Source organism: Pseudomonas corrugata, from assembly GCF_001269905.1.
GTDB lineage: Bacteria > Pseudomonadota > Gammaproteobacteria > Pseudomonadales > Pseudomonadaceae > Aquipseudomonas > Aquipseudomonas corrugata.
This window is the reverse complement of record NZ_LHVK01000009.1, coordinates 190,574-210,196: the sequence shown is the minus strand read 5'-3', so window position 1 is coordinate 210,196 and position 19,623 is coordinate 190,574. Positions and strand designations below refer to the sequence as shown.

Sequence of the window (19,623 nt, the reverse complement as noted above, 5' to 3'; positions counted from 1 at the left end):
GATCAGCCGACCTGGCTCTGATCCTTGTCCTTCACACACGCGAAATCTTCCTCGCGCAGTTCAGGCAGGTCCTTGGCACAGTAATTACTGCCCAGGTCCTTCAGGGCGCCGCACATCCCCTCCAGGCGGCCGTCGACGGCCTGCAGGTGATCGAGCAGTTGGTTGATGGCGCGGGCAACCGGGTCGGGCATGTCTTCGCCGACACCGTAGGCATCGAAGCCGATTTTCTCAGCCATGGCCTTACGCCGGGCGTCCTGCTCGTCATCGGACTTGATGATGATCCGCCCCGGAATACCCACCACGGTCGCGCCAGGCGGCACGGCCTTGGTAACCACGGCGTTGGAGCCGACCTTCGCCCCCGCACCCACGGTGAACGGACCGAGTACCTTGGCGCCCGCGCCGACCACCACACCGTCACCCAGGGTCGGGTGGCGCTTGCCCTTGTTCCAACTGGTACCGCCCAGGGTCACCCCCTGATACAGGGTCACGTCATCGCCGATCTCGGCAGTTTCGCCGATGACGATGCCCATGCCGTGGTCGATGAAGAACCGGCGACCGACCTTGGCGCCCGGATGGATCTCGATCCCGGTCAGCCAGCGGCCGAAGTTGGAAACCAGCCGTGCCAGCCACTTCCAGCCCATATTCCACAAGGCGCCGGACAGGCGATGGAGCCAGATCGCGTGCATTCCCGGGTAGCAGGTCAGCACTTCAAAGGCGTTGCGCGCCGCCGGGTCACGATGGAAAACGCTTTGGATATCTTCACGCAAACGATCGAACATTTTAATCCTTCCGCTTAATCAGCTCGCCACGGGCCGCTTTTTGGGTTTCCGTGAGGATGCCGCGCAATATATTCATCTCCGCCCGGCTGACCGAGCTTCGTCCGTACAACCGACGCAGGCGCGCCATCAAGTGCCGAGGCTTGTCCGGGTCGAGGAACTCGATGTCCACCAGGGTCTGTTCCAGGTGTTCATAGAATCGCTCCAGTTCGTCCATGGTCGCCAGTGTCTCACTGCGCGGCGACGTCGCCTCATATTTTTCGACCTTGCTTGGCCTGCCTTCGGCTGCCAGCCAGGCCATACGCACCTCATAGCTCAACACCTGCACCGCCGCCCCGAGGTTCAGGGAACTGAATCCGGGGTCGGAAGGGATATGCACGTGAAAGTGACATCGATGCAGCTCGTCGCTGGTCAGGCCGGAGTCTTCACGGCCGAACACCAGTGCGATTTCGATACCCTGCGCGGCCTCCTCGACCACTTTCGTCCCGCATTCGCGGGGATCGAGCAATGGCCAGGGGATGCGGCGGTCGCGGGCACTGGTGCCGAGCACCAGATTGCAACCCACCAGGGCGTCTTCCAGGGTGGCGACGACCTGGGCACCGGCCAGGATGTCACCGGCACCGGAAGCCCGGGCGTCGGCTTCGTGATGAGGAAACAAGCGAGGCTCGACCAGCACCAGCCGCGACAGGCCCATGTTCTTCATGGCCCGCGCAGCTCCGCCGATATTGCCCGGATGGCTGGTATTGACCAGGACGACACGAATGTTCTGCAACAAGGGAGGCGCTCTCGAACACGATAAAGGGAGCAAATCTTACCTAAGCACCTACCGTTAAGCTATGAAAGCGAACGCCAACCTTCTCCTCGGAAAACTTTCTGATAGAATGCCCGGCTTTCTTTAACAACCTTAGGTGACACATCCATGCAGCCCATGCTGAATATCGCGCTGCGCGCCGCCCGCAGCGCCAGTGAACTGATCTTCCGCTCCATCGAGCGCCTGGATACCATCAAGGTCGATGAAAAAGACGCCAAGGACTACGTGTCCGAGGTTGATCGTGCCGCCGAACAGAAAATCGTCGATGCCCTGCGCAAGGCTTACCCGAACCACTCGATCATGGGTGAAGAGACCGGCATGCACGCCGGCACCGGCATCGAGGGCGAAGAGTACCTGTGGATCATCGATCCACTGGACGGCACCACCAACTTCCTGCGCGGCATTCCTCACTTCGCCGTCAGCATCGCCTGCAAATACCGTGGCCGCCTGGAACACGCTGTTGTGCTGGATCCGGTTCGCCAGGAAGAATTCACTGCCAGCCGTGGCCGTGGCGCCCAACTGAACGGTCGCCGCCTGCGGGTGAGCGGTCGCACCAGCCTGGACGGCGCCCTGCTGGGTACCGGCTTCCCGTTCCGCGATGACCAGATGGACAATCTGGACAACTACCTGGGCATGTTCCGCGCCCTGGTCGGCCAGACCGCCGGCATCCGCCGCGCCGGCGCCGCAAGCCTGGACCTGGCTTATGTGGCGGCAGGCCGTTTTGATGCATTCTGGGAATCGGGCCTGTCCGAATGGGACATGGCAGCGGGCGCCCTGCTGATCCAGGAAGCGGGCGGCCTGGTGAGCGACTTTACCGGCGGTCACGACTTCCTTGAAAAAGGTCATATCGTTGCCGGCAACACCAAGTGCTTCAAGGCTGTGCTTACCGCAATCCAGCCGCATCTGCCGACTTCGTTGAAGCGTTAAGCAACTCGGCTACAGAAAAAGCACCCTTCGGGGTGTTTTTTTATGCCTGATTTTCGGTAATTGATCGTTCCCACGCGCCGCGTGGGAATGTCGCCAGGGACGCTCCGCGTTCCGCTTCTCGAAGGTGACGCAGAGCGTCACGGGATGCATTCCCACGCGGAGCGTGGGAACGATCTACAGCCCAGAATTCAGGCGCAAAAAAAGCACCTCGAAGGGTGCTTTTTTCATAGCGGCTGGATCACTGCGCCGGTTGGTTCTGGCCCAGGATCAGTTGGCCTTCCTTGTTCACCGGGATCTGGTTGCCCGGGTCGCGGTCCATGCGGACCTTGCCTTCCTTGCCGTCGAGCATGTAGCGCACGTCGTAGCCAACCACCTTATCGCTGATGTCATTGACAGTGTTGCAGCGAGTTTGGGTGGTGGTGTACGTGTCGCGTTCCTGCATGCCTTCCTGAATCTTGTTACCGGCATAACCACCACCGGCTGCACCGGCCACGGTGGCGATTTTCTTGCCGGTGCCGCCGCCGATCTGGTTACCCAACAGGCCACCCGCCACGGCGCCCAACACAGTACCGGCGATCTGATGTTGATCCTGGACCGGCCGCTGCCGGGTCACGGTGACGTCCTTGCAGACTTCACGCGGGGTTTTGATCTGGGTCTTGACTGGCTCCACCGCCAGCACTTGCGCATACTCAGGACCACTTTTCACCAAGCTGTAGGTGGCGACCGCACCACCGGCAGTGACACCGACAGCACCCAATACCGCACCAACCAGCATCGATTTGTTCACTTGAACCTCCTGGCCATCACCAGCGGAATAATCCGCTCTTCTCCCAGCCTTGGAGCATAAAAAAAGGCGCGAGTTCAACTCGCGCCTTTTCAGCGGTGACGGGCGGAGCGACGAGCCTTACGGACGGTCGTCCACTTCAGTGTCGCTGGCCGCCGGAGGAATCAGGTCCTCAGTGCTCAGGTTCAGCCAGATCAGCACCACGTTGGCGATGTAGATCGACGAGTAGGTACCCGCCAGCACACCGATAAACAGCGCAATGGAGAAACCGAACAAGTTGTCGCCACCGAAGAACAGCAACGCGGCAATCGCCAGCAAGGTGGAGATCGACGTCGCCATGGTCCGCAGCAGGGTCTGAGTGGTCGAGATGTTGATGTTCTCGATCAGCGAGGCCTTGCGCAGTACGCGGAAGTTCTCACGCACCCGGTCGAACACCACGATGGTGTCGTTGAGCGAGTAACCGATGATCGCCAGCACCGCCGCCAGCACCGTCAGGTCGAAGGTGACCTGGAAGAACGACAGGATACCCAGGGTCACGACCACGTCGTGGATCAGCGAGACAATGGCGCCCACCGCAAACTTCCACTGAAAGCGGAAGGCCAGGTAGATCAGGATCCCGCCCAGCGCCATCAGCATGCCGAGGCCGCCCTGGTCGCGCAGTTCTTCACCCACTTGCGGGCCCACGAACTCGACGCGCTTGACCTGCGCCGGGTTGTCGCCGCCGGCCTTCTGCAAGGCTTCGGCGACCTGGTGGCCCAGTTGCGGGTCTTCACCCGGCATGCGCACCAGCAGGTCGGTGGTTGCACCGAAGCTCTGCACGATGGCCTCGCTGTAGCCCGAGCTCGCCAACTGCTCACGCACCTTGGTCACGTCGGCCGGATGCTCGTAGGTCAGCTCGATGAGCGTACCGCCGGTGAAGTCCAGGCCGTAGTTCAGGCCCTTGGTGGCCCAACTGAACAATGCCAGCACAGTGAGGAACAATGTGACGCCGAACGCAACGTTGCGAACGCCCATGAAGTTGATTGTACGTAACATGGCAGCCCCTTAAATCCACAACTTCTTGAAGTCACGACCGCCAAAGATCAGGTTGACCATCGCGCGGGTCACCATGATGGCTGTGAACATCGAGGTAAAGATCCCGAGGGACATGGTCACTGCGAAGCCCTTGACCGGGCCGGTGCCCATGGCGAAGAGAATCCCGCCTACCAGCAACGTGGTCAGGTTGGCGTCGAGGATCGCGGTGAATGCCCGGCCGAAGCCTTCGTTGATTGCACGCTGGATCGACATGCCCGCGGCGATCTCTTCACGTATCCGCGAGAAGATCAGCACGTTGGCGTCCACCGCCATACCCATGGTCAACACGATACCGGCGATACCCGGCAGGGTCAGCGTGGCACCCAGCAGCGACATCAGGGCCAGCAGCATCACCATGTTCACCGCCAGCGCGACGGTGGCGATGATGCCGAAGAAGCGATAGATGGCGATGATGAACAGCGACACGAACAGCATGCCCCACAGCGACGCATCGATACCCTTGGTGATGTTGTCCGCACCCAGGCTCGGGCCGATGGTGCGCTCTTCAGCGAAGTACATCGGTGCGGCCAGGCCACCGGCGCGCAGCAGAAGGGCCAGCTCGGAGGATTCACCCTGGCCGTTCAGACCGGTGATGCGGAACTGGCTGCCCAGTGGCGACTGGATGGTCGCCAGGCTGATGATCTTTTTCTCTTCCTTGAACGTCTGCACCGCAACGTCTTTCTCGACGCCGTTGACCACCTGCCTGGTGTAGGTGGTGACCGGCTTCTGCTCGATGAAGATCACTGCCATGCTGCGACCGACGTTGCTGCGCGTGGCGCGGCTCATCAGTTCGCCGCCGTGGCCGTCGAGGTGGATGTTCACCTGTGGACGACCGTGCTCGTCGAAGCTCGCCTTGGCGTCGGTGACCTGGTCACCGGTGATGATCAGGCCGCGCTCGATCTGCGCCGCCGGGCGGTTGCCCTCACGGAACTCGAAGCTCTCGGAAGTGGCCTTGGACGCACCCGGCTCGGCCGCGAGGCGGAACTCCAGGTTGGCGGTCTTGCCGAGGATACGCTTGGCTTCGGCGGTGTCCTGCACACCCGGCAGCTCGACCACGATGCGGTTGGCGCCCTGGCGCTGCACGATCGGTTCGGCCACACCCAGCTCGTTGACCCGGTTACGCACGGTGGTCAAGTTCTGCTTGATGGAGTATTCGCGGATTTCCGCCAGCTTGGCCGGGGTCATCGCCAGACGCAGCACCGGTTGGCCATTGAGGTCGGCCGGCACAATGTCGAAATCGTTGAAGGTCTTGCGGACCAGCGCACGGGCCTGTTCGCGGGTATCTTCATCGCTGAAGCCCAGCTGAATGGCACCGTTGAAGGCCGGCAGGCTGCGATAGCGCACGCGCTCTTTACGCAACAGGCTCTTGACGTCGCCTTCGTAGACTTTCATCCGCGCGTCGAGGGCTTTGTCCATGTCCACTTCCAGCAGGAAGTGCACACCGCCGGACAAGTCCAGACCCAGCTTCATCGGATGCGCGCCGAATTTGCGCAGCCATTGCGGGGTGGTCTGGGCCAGGTTCAGGGCTACGACGTAATCGTCACCCAACGCCTTGCGCACCACGTCCTTGGCCGGCAGCTGGTCTTCAGCCTTGGCCAGGCGCAACAGGCCGCCCTTGCCGTTATCGGCAACAGACGCAGCCTTGACTTCGATACCGGAGGTCTTGAGCGCTGCGCTCGCACGGTCCAGATCCGCCTGGGTGACCTGCAAGGCAGTGCTTGCGCCACTGACCTGAATGGCCGGGTCATCCGGGTAGAGGTTGGGAGCGGAATAAATCAGACCGATCGCCAGCACCGCCAGGATCAGTACATATTTCCACAGAGGGTATTTGTTCAGCATCACGCCGCCCGCTTATGACGCGGGGCGCCTTGCGCGCCCCGTCGATTGAAGAGATGTTTGAAACCTTAGATCGCTTTCAGCGTGCCTTTTGGCAGCGTGGCCGCGATAGCGCCCTTCTGGAACTTCATTTCAACGGTGTCGGACACTTCCAGCACCACGAAATCGTCGGCCACTTTGGTGATCTTGCCGGCGATACCGCCAGTGGTCACCACTTCGTCGCCCTTCTGCAGGCTGCCGAGCAGGTTCTTCTGCTCTTTGGCGCGTTTGGCCTGTGGACGCCAGATCATCAGGTAGAAGATGACCAGGAAGCCGACCAGGAAAATCCACTCGAAACCGCCACCCATAGGCGCGGCTGCGGGAGCAGCGGCATCAGCCATGGCGTTAGAGATAAAAAAGCTCATTTAGCACTCCAGTTGCAAGTATTGAATCTAGGGATCGGAAAACTCAGTCCAAAGGCGGAACAGGCAACCCGCGCTTGGCATAGAAGGCCTCGACGAAGGCGGCCAATGTACCCTGTTGAATAGCCTCGCGCAAACCAGCCATAAGCACCTGGTAATGGCGCAAATTGTGGATCGTATTCAGCATGCTACCGAGCATTTCGCCGCACTTGTCCAAATGATGCAGATAAGCGCGGGAGAAGTTCTTGCACGTGTAGCAGTCGCAGGTCGGATCCAGCGGCGAACTATCATGGCGATGGAACGCGTTACGGATCTTCAGCACGCCCGTGTCGATGAACAGATGCCCATTGCGGGCATTACGGGTTGGCATCACGCAATCGAACATGTCCACCCCGCGGCGCACACCCTCAACCAGATCTTCCGGTTTGCCAACGCCCATAAGGTAACGAGGTTTGTCAGCGGGCATCTGACCCGGCAGATAATCCAGCACCTTGATCATCTCGTGCTTGGGCTCACCCACCGACAGGCCGCCAATGGCCAGGCCGTCGAAGCCGATCTTGTCCAGGCCTTCGAGGGAGCGCATGCGCAGGTCCTGGTGCATGCCGCCCTGGACGATACCGAACAGCGCCGCCGTGTTGTCGCCATGGGCGTTCTTGGAGCGCTGGGCCCAGCGCAACGACAGCTCCATGGACACCCGTGCGACGTCCTCATCGGCCGGGTACGGGGTGCATTCGTCGAAAATCATCACGATGTCCGAGCCCAGGTCGCGCTGGACCTGCATCGACTCTTCCGGGCCCATGAACACCTTGGCGCCATCCACCGGCGAGGCGAAGGTCACGCCCTCCTCCTTGATCTTGCGCATGGCGCCCAGGCTGAACACCTGGAAACCGCCGGAGTCGGTCAGGATCGGGCCTTTCCACTGCATGAAATCGTGCAGGTCGCCGTGGGCCTTGATCACTTCCATGCCCGGGCGCAGCCACAGGTGGAAGGTGTTGCCCAGGATGATCTCCGCGCCGATGGCCTCGATGTCCCGAGGCAGCATGCCCTTGACCGTGCCGTAGGTGCCCACCGGCATGAACGCCGGGGTTTCCACCGTACCGCGGGGGAACGTCAGGCGACCGCGACGTGCCTTGCCATCGGTGGCCAGCAACTCGAAGGACATGCGACAGGTGCGACTCATACTGTTTCCTCGGGCCCGCGTGGCGCGGGGTTACGGGTGATGAACATCGCATCACCGTAGCTGAAAAAGCGGTAACCATGCTCGACGGCGGCCTTGTAGGCGGCCATGGCTTCGGGATAACCGGCGAACGCCGAAACCAGCATCAACAGCGTGGATTCGGGCAAATGGAAATTGGTGACCAGGGCATCGACCACATGAAACGGCCGGCCCGGGTAGATGAAGATATCGGTGTCGCCACTGAACGGCTTGAGCACGCCATCGCGGGCAGCGCTTTCCAGGGACCGCACGCTGGTGGTCCCCACCGCCACCACCCGCCCACCGCGAGCGCGACAGGCCGCCACGGCATCGACCACGTCCTGGCTCACTTCCAGCCATTCGCTGTGCATGTGGTGGTCTTCGATACGCTCCACCCGCACCGGCTGGAACGTACCGGCGCCGACGTGCAGCGTCACGAACGTGGTCTCGACGCCCTTGGCGGCAATCGCCTCCAGCAACGGCTGATCGAAATGCAGCCCCGCCGTCGGCGCCGCCACCGCCCCCAGGCGCTCGGCGTACACGGTCTGATAGCGCTCGCGATCCGAACCTTCGTCCGGGCGGTCTATATAAGGAGGCAACGGCATGTGCCCGACACGGTCGAGCAGCGGCAACACCTCTTCGGCAAACGCCAGCTCGAACAATGCATCATGCCGCGCCACCATCACCGCCTCGCCGCCACCGTCGATCAAGATCGACGAGCCCGGCTTGGGCGACTTGCTGGAGCGCACATGGGCCAGCACACGATGACTGTCCAGCACCCGCTCCACCAGAATCTCCAGCTTGCCGCCGGAGGCCTTCTGGCCAAACAACCGCGCGGGAATGACGCGAGTATTGTTGAACACCATCAAATCGCCCGGGCGCAAATGCTCAAGCAAATCAGTGAATTGACGGTGAGCCATGGCGCCGCTGACCCCGTCCAGGGTCAACAGTCGACTGGCGCGACGCTCAGCCAGAGGGTGGCGAGCGATCAGCGAATCCGGGAGTTCGAAGGTAAAGTCAGCAACACGCATGATGGGGTTCGTCTAGCAGGGCCGGAAAGTCTAGCGGAAATATCGAAAATTGACCATGAAACGTGATTGACCAACGGTAGGCACCTCTCTATACTTCGCCGCCATTGAGCCCTGATGGCGGAATTGGTAGACGCGGCGGATTCAAAATCCGTTTTCGAAAGGAGTGGGAGTTCGAGTCTCCCTCGGGGCACCATCTTAAAGAAAGACCTTGAAATTCAAGGTCTTTTTTTTCGTCTGCAGGAAAGTGGCTTGCCGTGATCCAACTCATCATCCAATCCCTTGTGGCGAGGGGATTCATCCCCGCTGGGCCGCAAAGCGGCCCCAACCACCAAGCCTGTGGCAACGAAGAGTCTGTGGCTAGTAGGAACCTGTGGCGAGGGAGCTTGCTCCCGCTTGAGCGCGAAGCGCTCACAAAAATGTCATTGCGGCGCCCAAAGATCGACCCCGTCGCAGCTCTCGGCACCTAAACCGTTAACTCCACCCTCACTCCCGGCTACAAAGGATTTCACCCCATGGAATTGCTGCTGGAAACCGTCGCCCTTTATTGCCTCAAGCTGGTTTATGAAGCAGAGGACCATAGCCCGATTCTGCGGGATGATCCGTTGATGGCGGATTATGAGCGGGAGGTATTTGGGTTGATGGTGCGCAAGGGAGATGTCGAAGGGATTCGGGAAAAGGTGGAACATTGCCTGGAGCTGGCCCTGCAAGCGCTTGGCGGTGGTGATACGGTGCTGGGGCGGGAGCTGAATCGGCTGGCGGCGGATTTTAGTGCTGCGCCGACGATGGAACAGTTTGATGCTCCGCTGATGGCGCTTACGGGTTATCTGAAAGACATTCAGTGAACGAGATGCCGAAGCTGAACGACACCGATCGTTCCCACGCTCCGCGTGGTAACGCATCCCGCGACGCTCCGCGTTGCAGATTTAACAACGCCATTTAGGTTCGGACGATGACCCGCCCACAGCTCGTGCAGATAGACCTAAACGGAGTGATGAATGCCAAGGAACTGCATTCCACTTTGAGCGATGCGCTCGGATTTCCCGGCTGGTACGGCTGCAACTGGGATGCCTTCTGGGACGCAATTACAGGATTGGTGGAAATGCCCGTGCACTTGAGAATTTCCGGGTGGGATGCGTTGTGCAGGCGCTTGCCGAAAGATGCTGAGCTTATGCAACGGTGCCTTGAAGACTTGAGCCTTGAGCATCCATCGCTCGCGCCAAATGTGGAGTTCGACTGAACGCAAGAACGCTTCGACGGCTAGCGGTGCGACCCTCAAGGTTATCGATCCACTATCCGAGGCGTCGTAACATCGCATCACCCAAACCATGGAAACGGTTGAAGAGCTGCCAAGGACACACGTGGATCTACAAATCGAAATCGAGCGGATCTTTCCAAGGAAGATCTGAAGAATTGAAGGACTCAAATTGATGTCGTTTTCGATAGAGGGGTTCCTCTACCCTTACGTAAAATTTCTCCACGGCGCGGCCTACAATCTGCACCAGATCCTGGAAGGCCTCGGCGTCGTATCGTCGACTTTCACCGGGCGTAACGACGTCGGGCAAATCACCGGAACTTACTGGTCGCCCGATGAAGCAGTACTAATGTTCACGCTCGGCTACCTGGTGATGCGGTCACTGCTGCTGATTCCCTTGCTGGCAGCAGCGACCTATACAGTGGGCAAGAAGCGAGGCGTGCTCATCTTCTTCGCACTCTTGCTCCTACCGGGTGCGTTGAACTGCCTGGGCCTTTTCCCAAACATCAATTACTTGCCCATCCGTTACAGCATTAATGGCGTCGGGAAACTGGGCAGCGAAGTCGGGCTGATTCCCCTGTTGATGCTTTGCGCCCTCGCCGGATGGGGTGTCATGGTTCTTATTTATGACAACCTCAACCTCACCGAACGCTTCCGCCAAATATATGATCACTTCTGGTTTCCGCTGGCATTGGTCGCAGCAGTGTTTTTCGTGGCGGACAACGGCGCCAATGAAGACGCTGCGTTGCTGAAGGAGGCGACAGCGAGCATCCAGGACGCCAGAGCGTTCCTGCTGAGCCAGATCAAGCGCTACGATGATTACTGCAGAGCTAATGGCCTGGATAGCCTGAAGTCATGCCGGTGGAGCAGCGTTTCACAGTGGACCTTTACCTACATCAAGGAAGGTGAAGCCAGCTACTTCATAGATTTCGCACCAAACGAGTCCAAAGGGTTTTACGCCGCGACAAGAAGAACCATAAGCGACGAGGACGTGATCGCCATCCGCAAAGAAATCAACGACTACAACCAACGGTTGTGCCCCGTGAAATACTTTTCCAATGGCATGTCGCGCTCATCGCCCCTCTCCAGCACCTGCGAATACGTCCCCCGTGGTTATTGCTCGGTCAATCCTGACGGTCCGCCGGGACTTGTAGACAAAAACATCAGCAGCCACACCGTAGCCTTGGCCAGCGAATGCATCATTCCCTGGCTCGCCGGTGCCAAGCCTTCCTTGAAGCAGTTGTCAGCGCTAGTCAGCCAACATGACAAAGCCAAGAATCACCGATGGCTGTACTTCCTTGCTGTCGCCGTAGCGGTCGGAGCGAAAGTGGCCCTGGCGACTACCAAGCTGTGTTTGATGGATACGCGGCCTGCGACTGATAGGCGTCGCGTTCTTAGGGCAGCACGGCATCGCCTGGGTCAGTGCCTCCGTTTACTGAAGCGTCTGCTGGTTGGTTTCGGCCAATTTGCATGGTTCGCTGCGACCCGCGTATCCAAGCTGCTTAAACGGGGATAGCACGACGGGATCAACCTTCTACCGGTGATCATTTCGCCTAGCCATTGAGGAAAGGAGCTGCTCGTGAAGATTGCCCTAAATGCTCAAATGCCCAGGTACGAAGTTACCTCTCGCTCAAGCACGTCCACTAGCTCAGGGTCCATGTAGCGATAGTCATCGGGAATATCCAGAACATGAAGTCGTTTGTGCTCAAGCAGCCGAGCATACTCTGCCCGTAGCCGATGCTCGTGCTTGCGCTCCATCACAAAGATGACATCGGCCCAACGGATATCCGCTGGGCCGATAGGTTTGCGTGCGTTCGGGCTGGTGCCAGCCGAACGAGCGCTGAAGCCAGGACGTCGACGCCAGATCGTCTCCCCGGTAGGGCTGCGCCATTGATTACGACTGCAAACGAACAGGAGATTAGTCACTCTCGATCCAACAGTTGGCGGGTGGTGCGGATGGGATAGCTCATACCGAGCTGACGCGCCCGGTGCAGCTTGTCGGCACGGGTGTAGATCAGCTTTCAGTTCTTTTCTGGCTTGGAGTCCTGCGGGTTAATTGCTTCGCGCCGATTGTGCTTGCGAGATTGCGCACATCTCCAGTTGCGGGTTCTGCCCATGGTTGTTTCCTCGTGAGTACCGGGTTAGCAGCTGCGGCGATACGAGGTGGTGGGATGGTAAGCATGATGGAGTGCGGACGGGGTTGGATACCTGCGGTTATAGGGTCCGTAACGGCTATCGTTTCGGGATAAAGTAAGGGGGAAGATGTCTTTATATTGCTAGCAAAAGAAAATAAATCCATCCCTTTTTCTGCTCTCGCAGTAAAATTTGGCGCAGACCTGTTATTAAACCCAGGTATCGCAAAAGCTTTGGACGTGGGAAGTCAATTCAAAGCAGTCACGCACACGAGTGACCGAAAGTCCAACATCAAAAAGCGTGCACGATATGAAAAACCGAATATCGAAACCAAATGACAAATAATAAATGGGATGAGCAAGCTGGAGCAAATTTATTTTCGACCAAAAAATAGATCCATCCGCTCCTTTCATCCCAGAGAATTTCCTTTATCACTCCATCAATAGTTGATAAAACAGTTTTGCCTCCATCAGCCATTGTTCGATTACTGTATGCCCTCTTCCTGGTACAACATGCCGCAAAATATCATCTGGATGATTGGGATTTTGCACCCCCATCGCGATAGCATTTTTAGTTACCTTCAAAAACGTATCTTTACACCTATGTGCATAAAAATGCCTTATAAACTTGAGATCTCTAAAAATATTAGAATTCAAAGCTAGTGCATTTTGAAGCGACCCAAGATTACTTGCCCCAAGTGCCGTCAATATCTTTTCTATCTCCTTTGGGTCGCGCATTGTAGGCTCATCAGTACGTTTTATTCTGCTTGGGCTTTTCAACTTGCTATATCTAACGCTATTTACTATAGAAAGAATATAAGCCCCAATTTCCTCCTCAACCTCAAGCATATTATTTACGTTTATTTTCTTACCTGTAGTTGTCCTTGCTCCTCTGACCGTACTTATTGTAAATTCCCTTAAAGCACAAATATTAAGATTATCTAGCTCAATCGAAATATACGCCAACTGAAGACCTTGCTCAGGGCGTGTGAGCGTCCCAATGTTGTCATACAGTTTGTGTAAGCGGTCAAGTCGGTACTGCGTCGCGTCACACAATCGTCCTAGATTCATAGATGCGCGCATGGCGATTACACCAGTAGGGTAAGGGCTTTTTTGAAGTATAGAAACCGAATAGCTCGCGCAGCAGCCGTATTCGTAGCTTCAGAGTTCGACTTTATGAATTGCCCCAAAGCCGGAAAATCATCCGGCTCCTGCAATGCTGATACTAATGTCTCAAGTGTATAGGCATGTTGTTCAATAACATCCAAAACCTCTGGATAGGCCTCTCTAGCTTTACGGTCGAACTCTTCATCATAGCGTATAGCTATCACAGCCATTACAATGGACTGAAATACGTGCATACGCAGGAAGACATCTTCGTGAAGCACATCATTACCGATGAAAAAATCGATTCCATAGCGAATCTTTTCTTCAAACTGAGGAGCAGAGTCAAAATCAGCGTTGTATTTTTTGTAAAGCTTATCGAGCTGAGCCCCCTTAACCGTGATAAACCCCTCATCTAAAGTCAATGCGATTTCCGCATAAAGTCGCAAATCAGTCATCCGAATGAGATCTCTCCGAGAAAGAAGTTTCAGAGCAAGCAGCTTTTCCTTATACAACTCTGCGGTTCTGTTAATGAACCACTTGAAATCGCCTTGATACCGCGCGTTCCGTTGTTCTTCCGCGTTCAGAGGTACATTGTTTGCGTTCATCCGTCGAAACGCTTCTCGCACTTCATTCTCAGGAACTCCTGAGAACTGATCTATTGGCAACTGATAAGAAAGAAATTTCGTCTTCCATTCGTCAGAAAGCTTATTATATTTCATACCACGCAACTCTTCTGTCTCAATATTTTTCGACAGCGCCAACTTATTCTCATAAAACAGCATTAGAGCTTGGCTTCGCTGCTGTCCGTCTACGATCTCTTTAATCACAGCCTTGGTCAGCAAATCGAGCTTCGCGTATACAAACATTTTGGGAATTGGATATTCCAATAATATTGACTCAATAAAAAACGATCTAGCTGGCGCGTTCCACAACCCATCTTTACGTTGATAATCGGAATTTACAACTATCTTTTTTTCCTGCATTGCGCTGCAATAATCTGCAACTGATACAGGAGATGCGTTAGCCTTCATTTGAATACCCTTTCATTAACACTTAGTAAATATATAGCGGCCCCTGCTGCGCCCGCCGGCTTGGTGTTTTTCCTAAGCTTAGCTCATCTGAGCACGAAGTCCGCTGAAGAAAACCTTCACCTACAAGGTTAAAAGCGCTCGAATTTAGCCATTTCGGGCAAACGCTGGGAACACCACTCTTAATGTTTTTATGAGACAATATAATACTGACTCCTCCACCTAGCCCTTACCTTCAGACTACTCAACCTTAATGTCAAAAAACAAGATAATTTTCAATTAAAAATCCCACCGAGATATTTTTAAAAAGGCTTAAGTCGACATTAACACATACAACGACTGAAAATTAAACGCTAAACATTGAAGCAAGCGACGCACATTAGTTTTTATTTAAGATACTTCTCAGCCCCAAAGGAATTGGTTAGCCTGCGCGCGACTATATTCATCACACCACGACAACAATTTAGGAAAACATTATAATCTTCATCATTAATTCCTTGCTTGCGCTTGCCATGAGCAATGTCATTTCGCACATTTAGCAACCTATTTAGGGGAGAGTAAGCCTCTTTCAAATCAGAATATTCCAAGCCTACTTGAAATAGCATCTTCTCTAAAACCTCTCGCCCCACATTATTTTCAGTATTGACATAACCCTCAGCAATTACCACTGGATGGTCATAAAAACCACTTATGCAAGATATAAAATTCACTTCACGAGCAAACCCATGTAAATGTTTGTCATCAGGTAAGGAATTTACAAAAAAAGAACTCTTACTATTAACATCCTTTAACGCTTTTAGCTCTTTTGCAAAGGCAGCAGCAGCAATAGCCGGATTTACATCCTTACAAGTCAACCCTTTACTATTAACCTGATCTACATACAATGAAAACGAAAACCTAACAAACCCTTCGATATGCGCATATAAAAGACACACGATCGATCTGCGCACCTTAGGTCTATCCGTATCGCTCATACCCTCTTGTAAATTATTCAAAAACCTAATTTCAGCCTCGCGCCATTCACGTTCCAACTCCAGTTGCTCTTGAAAAATGGCTAGGCTCATAAATTAAGCTCTGCGAGTTTATCCAGTACAATTCTAATACGACTATTAAGCGGTCCTGGCGAGTTTTTGCCTCCGCCTGTTGTGTGAACTATAAATTCTGCATCAGCCTTTATTCCAACAAGTTTTTCCTTAATAAAAGAGACTTGACTTGCATCTAAAGCATCTATTCTCTCTAGATATGGCTGCAACCCTACGGATATGGCCTCAAAATGATACACAGAAAAATTTGATTGAATACCCTGCTTCCCCCATCTGCCAAAGCTTTTATCACCAAGACACTTACTTAAAATTGCGAATGTTTTATCAAATGCCAACTCTTCGCCTGGATAATCGAATACAACTTCCAAATCATCCGGATCAGTAACCTTTTCCGTGTACTCAGTCAAGAAATCCGACACATCATGCACAAACTTATGTTTGTAATTCTTTAACGCTAGGAAACGAATAACTAATTCTTGATCAAACGCACCGAGCTTTTGCTGCTCTGAGATTTTTCCGGTGCACAGTACAAAATCAGGCTTCTTGCTAAGATGGATAACAAAATCTATAAACTTAGAATCTAGCATGCGAATAGTGCAATTACGGAGCTGCTGACTAGTTAGCGCTTCGCCACCGGTATTCAATCTTTTAAACATATGGTACCGAAACTTATTATCACTTCCCTTCCGAACCACTTCAACACGAACGAAAGCACGTTTTAATCGAATTTTTAGCGCAGTGGGAAAATCATCAAACAGAAGTCCATTCAAGTCACCGACTATGTCACACTCCTGCAATCGCAAATAATCTCCCTTTTCAACTGGATCCGCCAAGTGGGGAGCGTCCAATTCTCCACGCAGATGCAAATAAGAAGAGAATCTTTGCAGTCCGTCAATTAACTGATATTTCCCGTTTTCATCTTCGACGACATAAATTGGAGGGACCGGCATTTCCAAAAGCAACGATTCAATAAATCTCGACTGAGCCCCTTGACTCCAACGAAAAAGACGCTGATAGTCCGGATTGATATCTAGCTCACCATCCTTGAACATGTCTAAAAGCTCGTTAAATGACAAGTCAAGGCTTTGCGTGTGGACCTTTTCAACCTTGGACTCTAACGCTAGTATCAATCCATCCTGATTCATACAACTTCCCTCATTTAGAAAAAATCAAAACGCTTTCATAAGCTGTACTTTGATCCCTGTAACTTTTACTTTTGGCGTTCAGATTAACCATATTCTGCCTGCTCTCAAAGTCATGTTTCTGATCAAGATTCAATCCAGAGATTAATGCTATATCCACTAAAATAGAAGGCAGGTCACAATGTACATCCTTATAAAAAGAATCCTGCACAACACATACAAAAGTGGCCCCAACCTTCATAACCCTAGAAACTTCAACTAGCGACTTACTAAGATCCAGAAAATATTTTAGTATGTTTTTATAATAATAAGTTGCTGACGCTTTAGATGAATGCCCTTGAACCTCACTTAAAAATTTTGCACATACACTTCCAAGGGCCACCTCATTATACTCTAATTTTTTTGACACGGTCGTCGTACCCATTAAGGACCGTCTAACATCATCCATTCTATCAGCACTTGAGTCCGACATTATCGCCAACTCTGGAAGAGTCGCAATGCCATAATCAATTCTAGTACAGTAAGGTGGCGAACTTAACACTAAGTCTACACAATTTTCAGGCAATGGAAGATTTGCAGAAGAGGCGATAATTAGGGATGCACGATCTGGGGGCCACACATGAGTTCCCAAGCTCAAGCCTTTCAGCATTTCTGACACCAAGTATGCATAGCGTCTTTTGAACACCAACCACTCTATTTCAACCTTCTCGGCATCAGACTTCGGTCTTTTTATCCATGTTGGGTTAGAAGGTATAAAGCCTTTCAGATTTTCTCGAACACAATTATAAAGAGCCGTATACAGAACACATTGCTGAGGTGATAATGACTCAATTTTTGAAACCATACCATCAAAGCGCCCCCCCTCTAAAATCCAATTTTCAATCCTGCGAACAGCTAGTACGCCAGACTCCTTAAACCAGTATCTTAGAGGGTCATTTTCTTGTGTGACTCTCGATCTAATACCCGAGAGCTTACGGAGTTTTGCCTCTACAAACTCAACATCGTTTCTAGTCGCCTGTTTCGCAGTCGCGATAACTTTCATTACCGGATTCAAATCAATTCCGACAGAACGATATCCCCCTATGGAGGACATTAGTGTGGTAGTTCCCGCCCCATTCCATGGATCAAGAATTATGGATGACTCAGTCAGACCACTGGAGTCGATAATATTTTTCGCGAACGAATGAGAGTAACCAGCATAATAGTTATACCAGTAAGGTTTTTCCTCTACTTCCTCAGTTACTCTTTTGGGATTAATTACTAACAAGTTATCTTGATTTCCTAATTATTAGACGCTTGCGCACCTACAGCCCTGGCCAGCAGTGGTCGTAGCATGTACCCACTCCGGCATCCGTAGCTTCTTAAGGATATGGGTCGCCTGATTCCACTATACCTTGTAAGTGGCCTCGCACCCAAAGCCCGCTAACGAAGATTTCTGAAGGAGTCTTGCTAACTGAGGCAAGCACCAAAATCCTAGGTTCGCAGACGTGAAGCTGAACCAATCTACCGCTCTATGAACGATTGCTATCTGACAGACCAACCCTCCGTCGAGTGGACTTGCCCCTACCAAAACGGACACCAACTCCCCGTTAAATTGATGCCACTGCTAAGCGCCTGAACTCCCTCGGTGAGCGATAGTTCAAGGCGCTGTGCGGATGCTGCTCGTTGTAATGTTCGAAGGCAATTGCCAGGTTGCGCAGCGCCGTTTCTCGATCCGGCTTGGGCATGTGCGCCACGTAATCACGCTTGATCGTCTTCACGAAGCTCTCTGCCATGCCGTTGCTCTGCGGGCTGCGTACTGGGGTGGTCACCGGCTGCAAGCCGATCTGACGAGCAAACAGGCGCGTCTGTTCGGCGGTGTAGGCCGAACCGTTATCGCTGAGCCACTGCACCGGCGTTGCAGGCAGTTGATCACCGAAGCGCTTCTCCACGCTTTCCAACATCAAGTCGCGGATGTCATCGCCGCTGTACCCGGTTGGGCTGGCGACCCAGCCGATGGCTTCGCGGTCACAGCAGTCCAGGGCGAAGGTCACGCTCAGTTTGGCGCCGTCCTCACAACGGAATTCAAAGCCGTCCGAGCACCAACGCGTATCGCTGGTTTCCACGGCAATTCGGCCTTCGTGCCGACGCGGCACGCCGGGCTGTTTGATGCGGCGCTCAAGCAACAAGTTGTGATCACGCATGACCCGGTACACCCGCTTCACATTGATCGCGGGCAGCAACTGGGTTTCACGGGCGCGACGCAACAATCCCCAGACACGACGGTAGCCATAGCTGGGCAGTTCACTGACCTGTTGCTGGATTTCGGCCACCAACTCAGCGTCGTTCACAGGCCTGCTTCGCCGTGTCCTGGGCGATACCGATTGCTTGATTCGAACCGTTAATTGCGAGCGCGCCACACCGAGACATTCGCTGACCAGCTTCACTGGTCGTCCCCCGGCAACAAGGGTGAGTGCGCAATCCATTTTCGCGACCGGGCGATCTCCACGGCCTCTTTGAGGATTTCTGCTTCCATTGTTTTCTTGCCCAGCATCCGTTGCAGTTCACGGATCTGCTTGAGCGCATCGCTCAACTCGGAGGCAGGCACCACGGCTTCGCCGGCACTGACCGCCGACAGGCTGCCGTCCTGATAAAGCTTGCGCCACAGAAACAGCTGATTGGCATTGATGCCGTTGCGCCGAGCGACGACTGACACACTTTGTCCTGGTTCAAGGCTCTCGCGAACCATGGCCAGCTTTTGCTCTGGGCTCCAGCGACGCCGCCGCTCCTGGCCCAAAAGCTCCCCACTCTTATCGTTGCTGTTAGTCATAAACATAACCGTTTGCCTATCCCTTATCGTAAGGGGGAAACGGTGTCCTGTCTTTCATGGGGCTCGTTCAGGTTGTGCGTTCCTTTCCTGCTCGGGGACCTAGTGAACGTAGAAAAACATGCGGTGCCGGAAACCCGCCAGACCCGCTAGCGGGAGCCCCCCTAGCTTAGTGATCAGGTGTCCTCTGTGAACTGCCTGCGGATTCCACGGCCATCCGGCCACCTATTCCATGAACATCCGGCCACTAATTCCACGGTGATCCGGCCACCCGTTCC

General features: G+C 54.2%; 19 protein-coding genes and 1 tRNA gene. 5 read left to right on the top strand and 15 right to left on the bottom strand.

Annotated features, from left to right (window positions below; genetic code table 11):
• Positions 1-2 precede the first annotated feature (2 nt).
• Entirely contained in the window at positions 3-779 is a 777-nt protein-coding gene (gene cysE, locus AD665_RS14970) for a serine O-acetyltransferase (protein WP_024777043.1), read from the bottom strand.
• A 1-nt stretch (position 780) separates the two neighbouring features.
• A complete protein-coding gene (trmJ, locus tag AD665_RS14965) occupies positions 781-1,551 on the bottom strand; it encodes a tRNA (cytosine(32)/uridine(32)-2'-O)-methyltransferase TrmJ (RefSeq protein ID WP_053192632.1) in 771 nt (256 codons plus the stop codon).
• Positions 1,552-1,695: 144 nt separating this feature from the next.
• Here trmJ and suhB point away from each other — a divergent pair, with 144 nt between their 5' ends.
• Positions 1,696-2,514 (top strand): type III secretion system regulator SuhB, encoded by an 819-nt coding sequence (suhB, locus tag AD665_RS14960; protein ID WP_024777041.1) that lies wholly within the window; start codon positions 1,696-1,698, stop codon positions 2,512-2,514.
• Between the two features lie 238 nt (positions 2,515-2,752).
• Here the strand turns inward: suhB and AD665_RS14955 are convergent, their stop codons facing one another.
• The 6 genes from AD665_RS14955 to queA form a co-directional block, all read right to left on the bottom strand.
• The gene (locus AD665_RS14955; protein WP_047702176.1) at positions 2,753-3,301 is read right to left on the bottom strand and encodes a glycine zipper 2TM domain-containing protein; all 549 of its coding nucleotides are present in this window, start codon (positions 3,299-3,301) and stop codon (positions 2,753-2,755) included.
• Positions 3,302-3,418: 117 nt separating this feature from the next.
• The gene (gene secF / locus AD665_RS14950) at positions 3,419-4,333 is read right to left on the bottom strand and encodes a protein translocase subunit SecF (protein ID WP_024777039.1); all 915 of its coding nucleotides are present in this window, start codon (positions 4,331-4,333) and stop codon (positions 3,419-3,421) included.
• A 9-nt stretch (positions 4,334-4,342) separates the two neighbouring features.
• Positions 4,343-6,211, bottom strand: a complete 1,869-nt coding sequence (gene secD / locus AD665_RS14945; RefSeq protein ID WP_053192630.1) for a protein translocase subunit SecD — start codon at positions 6,209-6,211, stop codon at positions 4,343-4,345.
• A 65-nt stretch (positions 6,212-6,276) separates the two neighbouring features.
• A complete protein-coding gene (yajC, locus tag AD665_RS14940) occupies positions 6,277-6,612 on the bottom strand; it encodes a preprotein translocase subunit YajC (protein ID WP_024777037.1) in 336 nt (111 codons plus the stop codon).
• 43 nt (positions 6,613-6,655) lie between these two features.
• On the bottom strand, positions 6,656-7,771 hold the full coding sequence (gene tgt, locus AD665_RS14935; protein ID WP_162232179.1) for a tRNA guanosine(34) transglycosylase Tgt: 1,116 nt from the start codon (positions 7,769-7,771) through the stop codon (positions 6,656-6,658).
• Between the two features lie 14 nt (positions 7,772-7,785).
• Entirely contained in the window at positions 7,786-8,835 is a 1,050-nt protein-coding gene (gene queA / locus AD665_RS14930; RefSeq protein WP_053192626.1) for a tRNA preQ1(34) S-adenosylmethionine ribosyltransferase-isomerase QueA, read from the bottom strand.
• 108 nt (positions 8,836-8,943) lie between these two features.
• Between queA and AD665_RS14925 the strand changes: the two genes are divergently transcribed.
• The 4 genes from AD665_RS14925 (at position 8,944) to AD665_RS14905 (ending at position 11,603) form a co-directional block, all read left to right on the top strand.
• A tRNA-Leu gene (locus AD665_RS14925) sits at positions 8,944-9,028 on the top strand.
• A gap of 319 nt (positions 9,029-9,347) precedes the next feature.
• The gene (locus tag AD665_RS14915) at positions 9,348-9,677 is read left to right on the top strand and encodes a hypothetical protein (protein ID WP_053192622.1); all 330 of its coding nucleotides are present in this window, start codon (positions 9,348-9,350) and stop codon (positions 9,675-9,677) included.
• 107 nt (positions 9,678-9,784) lie between these two features.
• Positions 9,785-10,072, top strand: coding sequence for a barstar family protein (locus AD665_RS14910; protein ID WP_053192620.1), 288 nt, complete (start codon positions 9,785-9,787; stop codon positions 10,070-10,072).
• Positions 10,073-10,262: 190 nt separating this feature from the next.
• Positions 10,263-11,603, top strand: a complete 1,341-nt coding sequence (locus tag AD665_RS14905) for a hypothetical protein (RefSeq protein WP_053192618.1) — start codon at positions 10,263-10,265, stop codon at positions 11,601-11,603.
• An 83-nt stretch (positions 11,604-11,686) separates the two neighbouring features.
• Here the strand turns inward: AD665_RS14905 and AD665_RS26950 are convergent, their stop codons facing one another.
• From AD665_RS26950 to AD665_RS26935, 7 genes are all read right to left on the bottom strand, one after another.
• The gene (locus AD665_RS26950; protein ID WP_080996591.1) at positions 11,687-12,013 is read right to left on the bottom strand and encodes a low molecular weight protein tyrosine phosphatase family protein; all 327 of its coding nucleotides are present in this window, start codon (positions 12,011-12,013) and stop codon (positions 11,687-11,689) included.
• A gap of 638 nt (positions 12,014-12,651) precedes the next feature.
• Positions 12,652-13,302, bottom strand: a complete 651-nt coding sequence (locus tag AD665_RS27400; RefSeq protein WP_147460429.1) for a hypothetical protein — start codon at positions 13,300-13,302, stop codon at positions 12,652-12,654.
• A gap of 5 nt (positions 13,303-13,307) precedes the next feature.
• Positions 13,308-14,357 carry a DUF262 domain-containing protein gene (locus tag AD665_RS14900; RefSeq protein WP_053192616.1) on the bottom strand — a complete coding sequence of 350 codons (1,050 nt, stop codon included), beginning with the start codon at positions 14,355-14,357 and terminating at the stop codon, positions 13,308-13,310.
• A 383-nt stretch (positions 14,358-14,740) separates the two neighbouring features.
• Positions 14,741-15,418: an MAE_28990/MAE_18760 family HEPN-like nuclease gene (locus tag AD665_RS26940; RefSeq protein ID WP_057431170.1), complete on the bottom strand. Its 678-nt coding sequence runs from the start codon at positions 15,416-15,418 to the stop codon at positions 14,741-14,743.
• Positions 15,415-16,542, bottom strand: coding sequence for a DUF262 domain-containing protein (locus tag AD665_RS14895; protein WP_053192614.1), 1,128 nt, complete (start codon positions 16,540-16,542; stop codon positions 15,415-15,417). The genes AD665_RS26940 and AD665_RS14895 overlap by 4 nt, the downstream gene beginning before the upstream one ends.
• A 10-nt stretch (positions 16,543-16,552) precedes the next feature.
• Positions 16,553-17,806, bottom strand: a complete 1,254-nt coding sequence (locus tag AD665_RS27395) for a TRM11 family methyltransferase (protein ID WP_147460428.1) — start codon at positions 17,804-17,806, stop codon at positions 16,553-16,555.
• Positions 17,807-18,128: 322 nt separating this feature from the next.
• Positions 18,129-19,348, bottom strand: a protein-coding gene (locus AD665_RS26935) for an IS3 family transposase (RefSeq protein ID WP_414860472.1) whose coding sequence is annotated in 2 segments (ribosomal slippage) — positions 18,129-19,003 and positions 19,003-19,348 — 1,221 coding nt in all. Because the reading frame shifts where the segments join, the coding sequence is not laid out codon by codon here.
• Positions 19,349-19,623: the final 275 nt, after the last annotated feature.

What these genes read in the sequence shown, in the direction of transcription:
- AD665_RS14900 (WP_053192616.1), bottom strand. Translation starts at nt 14,357, where the DNA reads ATGAAGGCTAACGCATCTCCTGTATCAGTTGCAGATTATTGCAGCGCA.
- cysE (WP_024777043.1), bottom strand. Translation starts at nt 779, where the DNA reads ATGTTCGATCGTTTGCGTGAAGATATCCAAAGCGTTTTCCATCGTGAC.
- AD665_RS27400 (WP_147460429.1), bottom strand. Translation starts at nt 13,302, where the DNA reads ATGCGCGCATCTATGAATCTAGGACGATTGTGTGACGCGACGCAGTAC.
- secD (WP_053192630.1), bottom strand. Translation starts at nt 6,211, where the DNA reads ATGCTGAACAAATACCCTCTGTGGAAATATGTACTGATCCTGGCGGTG.
- AD665_RS14895 (WP_053192614.1), bottom strand. Translation starts at nt 16,542, where the DNA reads ATGAATCAGGATGGATTGATACTAGCGTTAGAGTCCAAGGTTGAAAAG.
- tgt (WP_162232179.1), bottom strand. Translation starts at nt 7,771, where the DNA reads ATGTCCTTCGAGTTGCTGGCCACCGATGGCAAGGCACGTCGCGGTCGC.
- AD665_RS26940 (WP_057431170.1), bottom strand. Translation starts at nt 15,418, where the DNA reads ATGAGCCTAGCCATTTTTCAAGAGCAACTGGAGTTGGAACGTGAATGG.
- AD665_RS14905 (WP_053192618.1), top strand. Translation starts at nt 10,263, where the DNA reads ATGTCGTTTTCGATAGAGGGGTTCCTCTACCCTTACGTAAAATTTCTC.
- queA (WP_053192626.1), bottom strand. Translation starts at nt 8,835, where the DNA reads ATGCGTGTTGCTGACTTTACCTTCGAACTCCCGGATTCGCTGATCGCT.
- AD665_RS14910 (WP_053192620.1), top strand. Translation starts at nt 9,785, where the DNA reads ATGACCCGCCCACAGCTCGTGCAGATAGACCTAAACGGAGTGATGAAT.
- AD665_RS14915 (WP_053192622.1), top strand. Translation starts at nt 9,348, where the DNA reads ATGGAATTGCTGCTGGAAACCGTCGCCCTTTATTGCCTCAAGCTGGTT.
- yajC (WP_024777037.1), bottom strand. Translation starts at nt 6,612, where the DNA reads ATGAGCTTTTTTATCTCTAACGCCATGGCTGATGCCGCTGCTCCCGCA.
- suhB (WP_024777041.1), top strand. Translation starts at nt 1,696, where the DNA reads ATGCAGCCCATGCTGAATATCGCGCTGCGCGCCGCCCGCAGCGCCAGT.
- secF (WP_024777039.1), bottom strand. Translation starts at nt 4,333, where the DNA reads ATGTTACGTACAATCAACTTCATGGGCGTTCGCAACGTTGCGTTCGGC.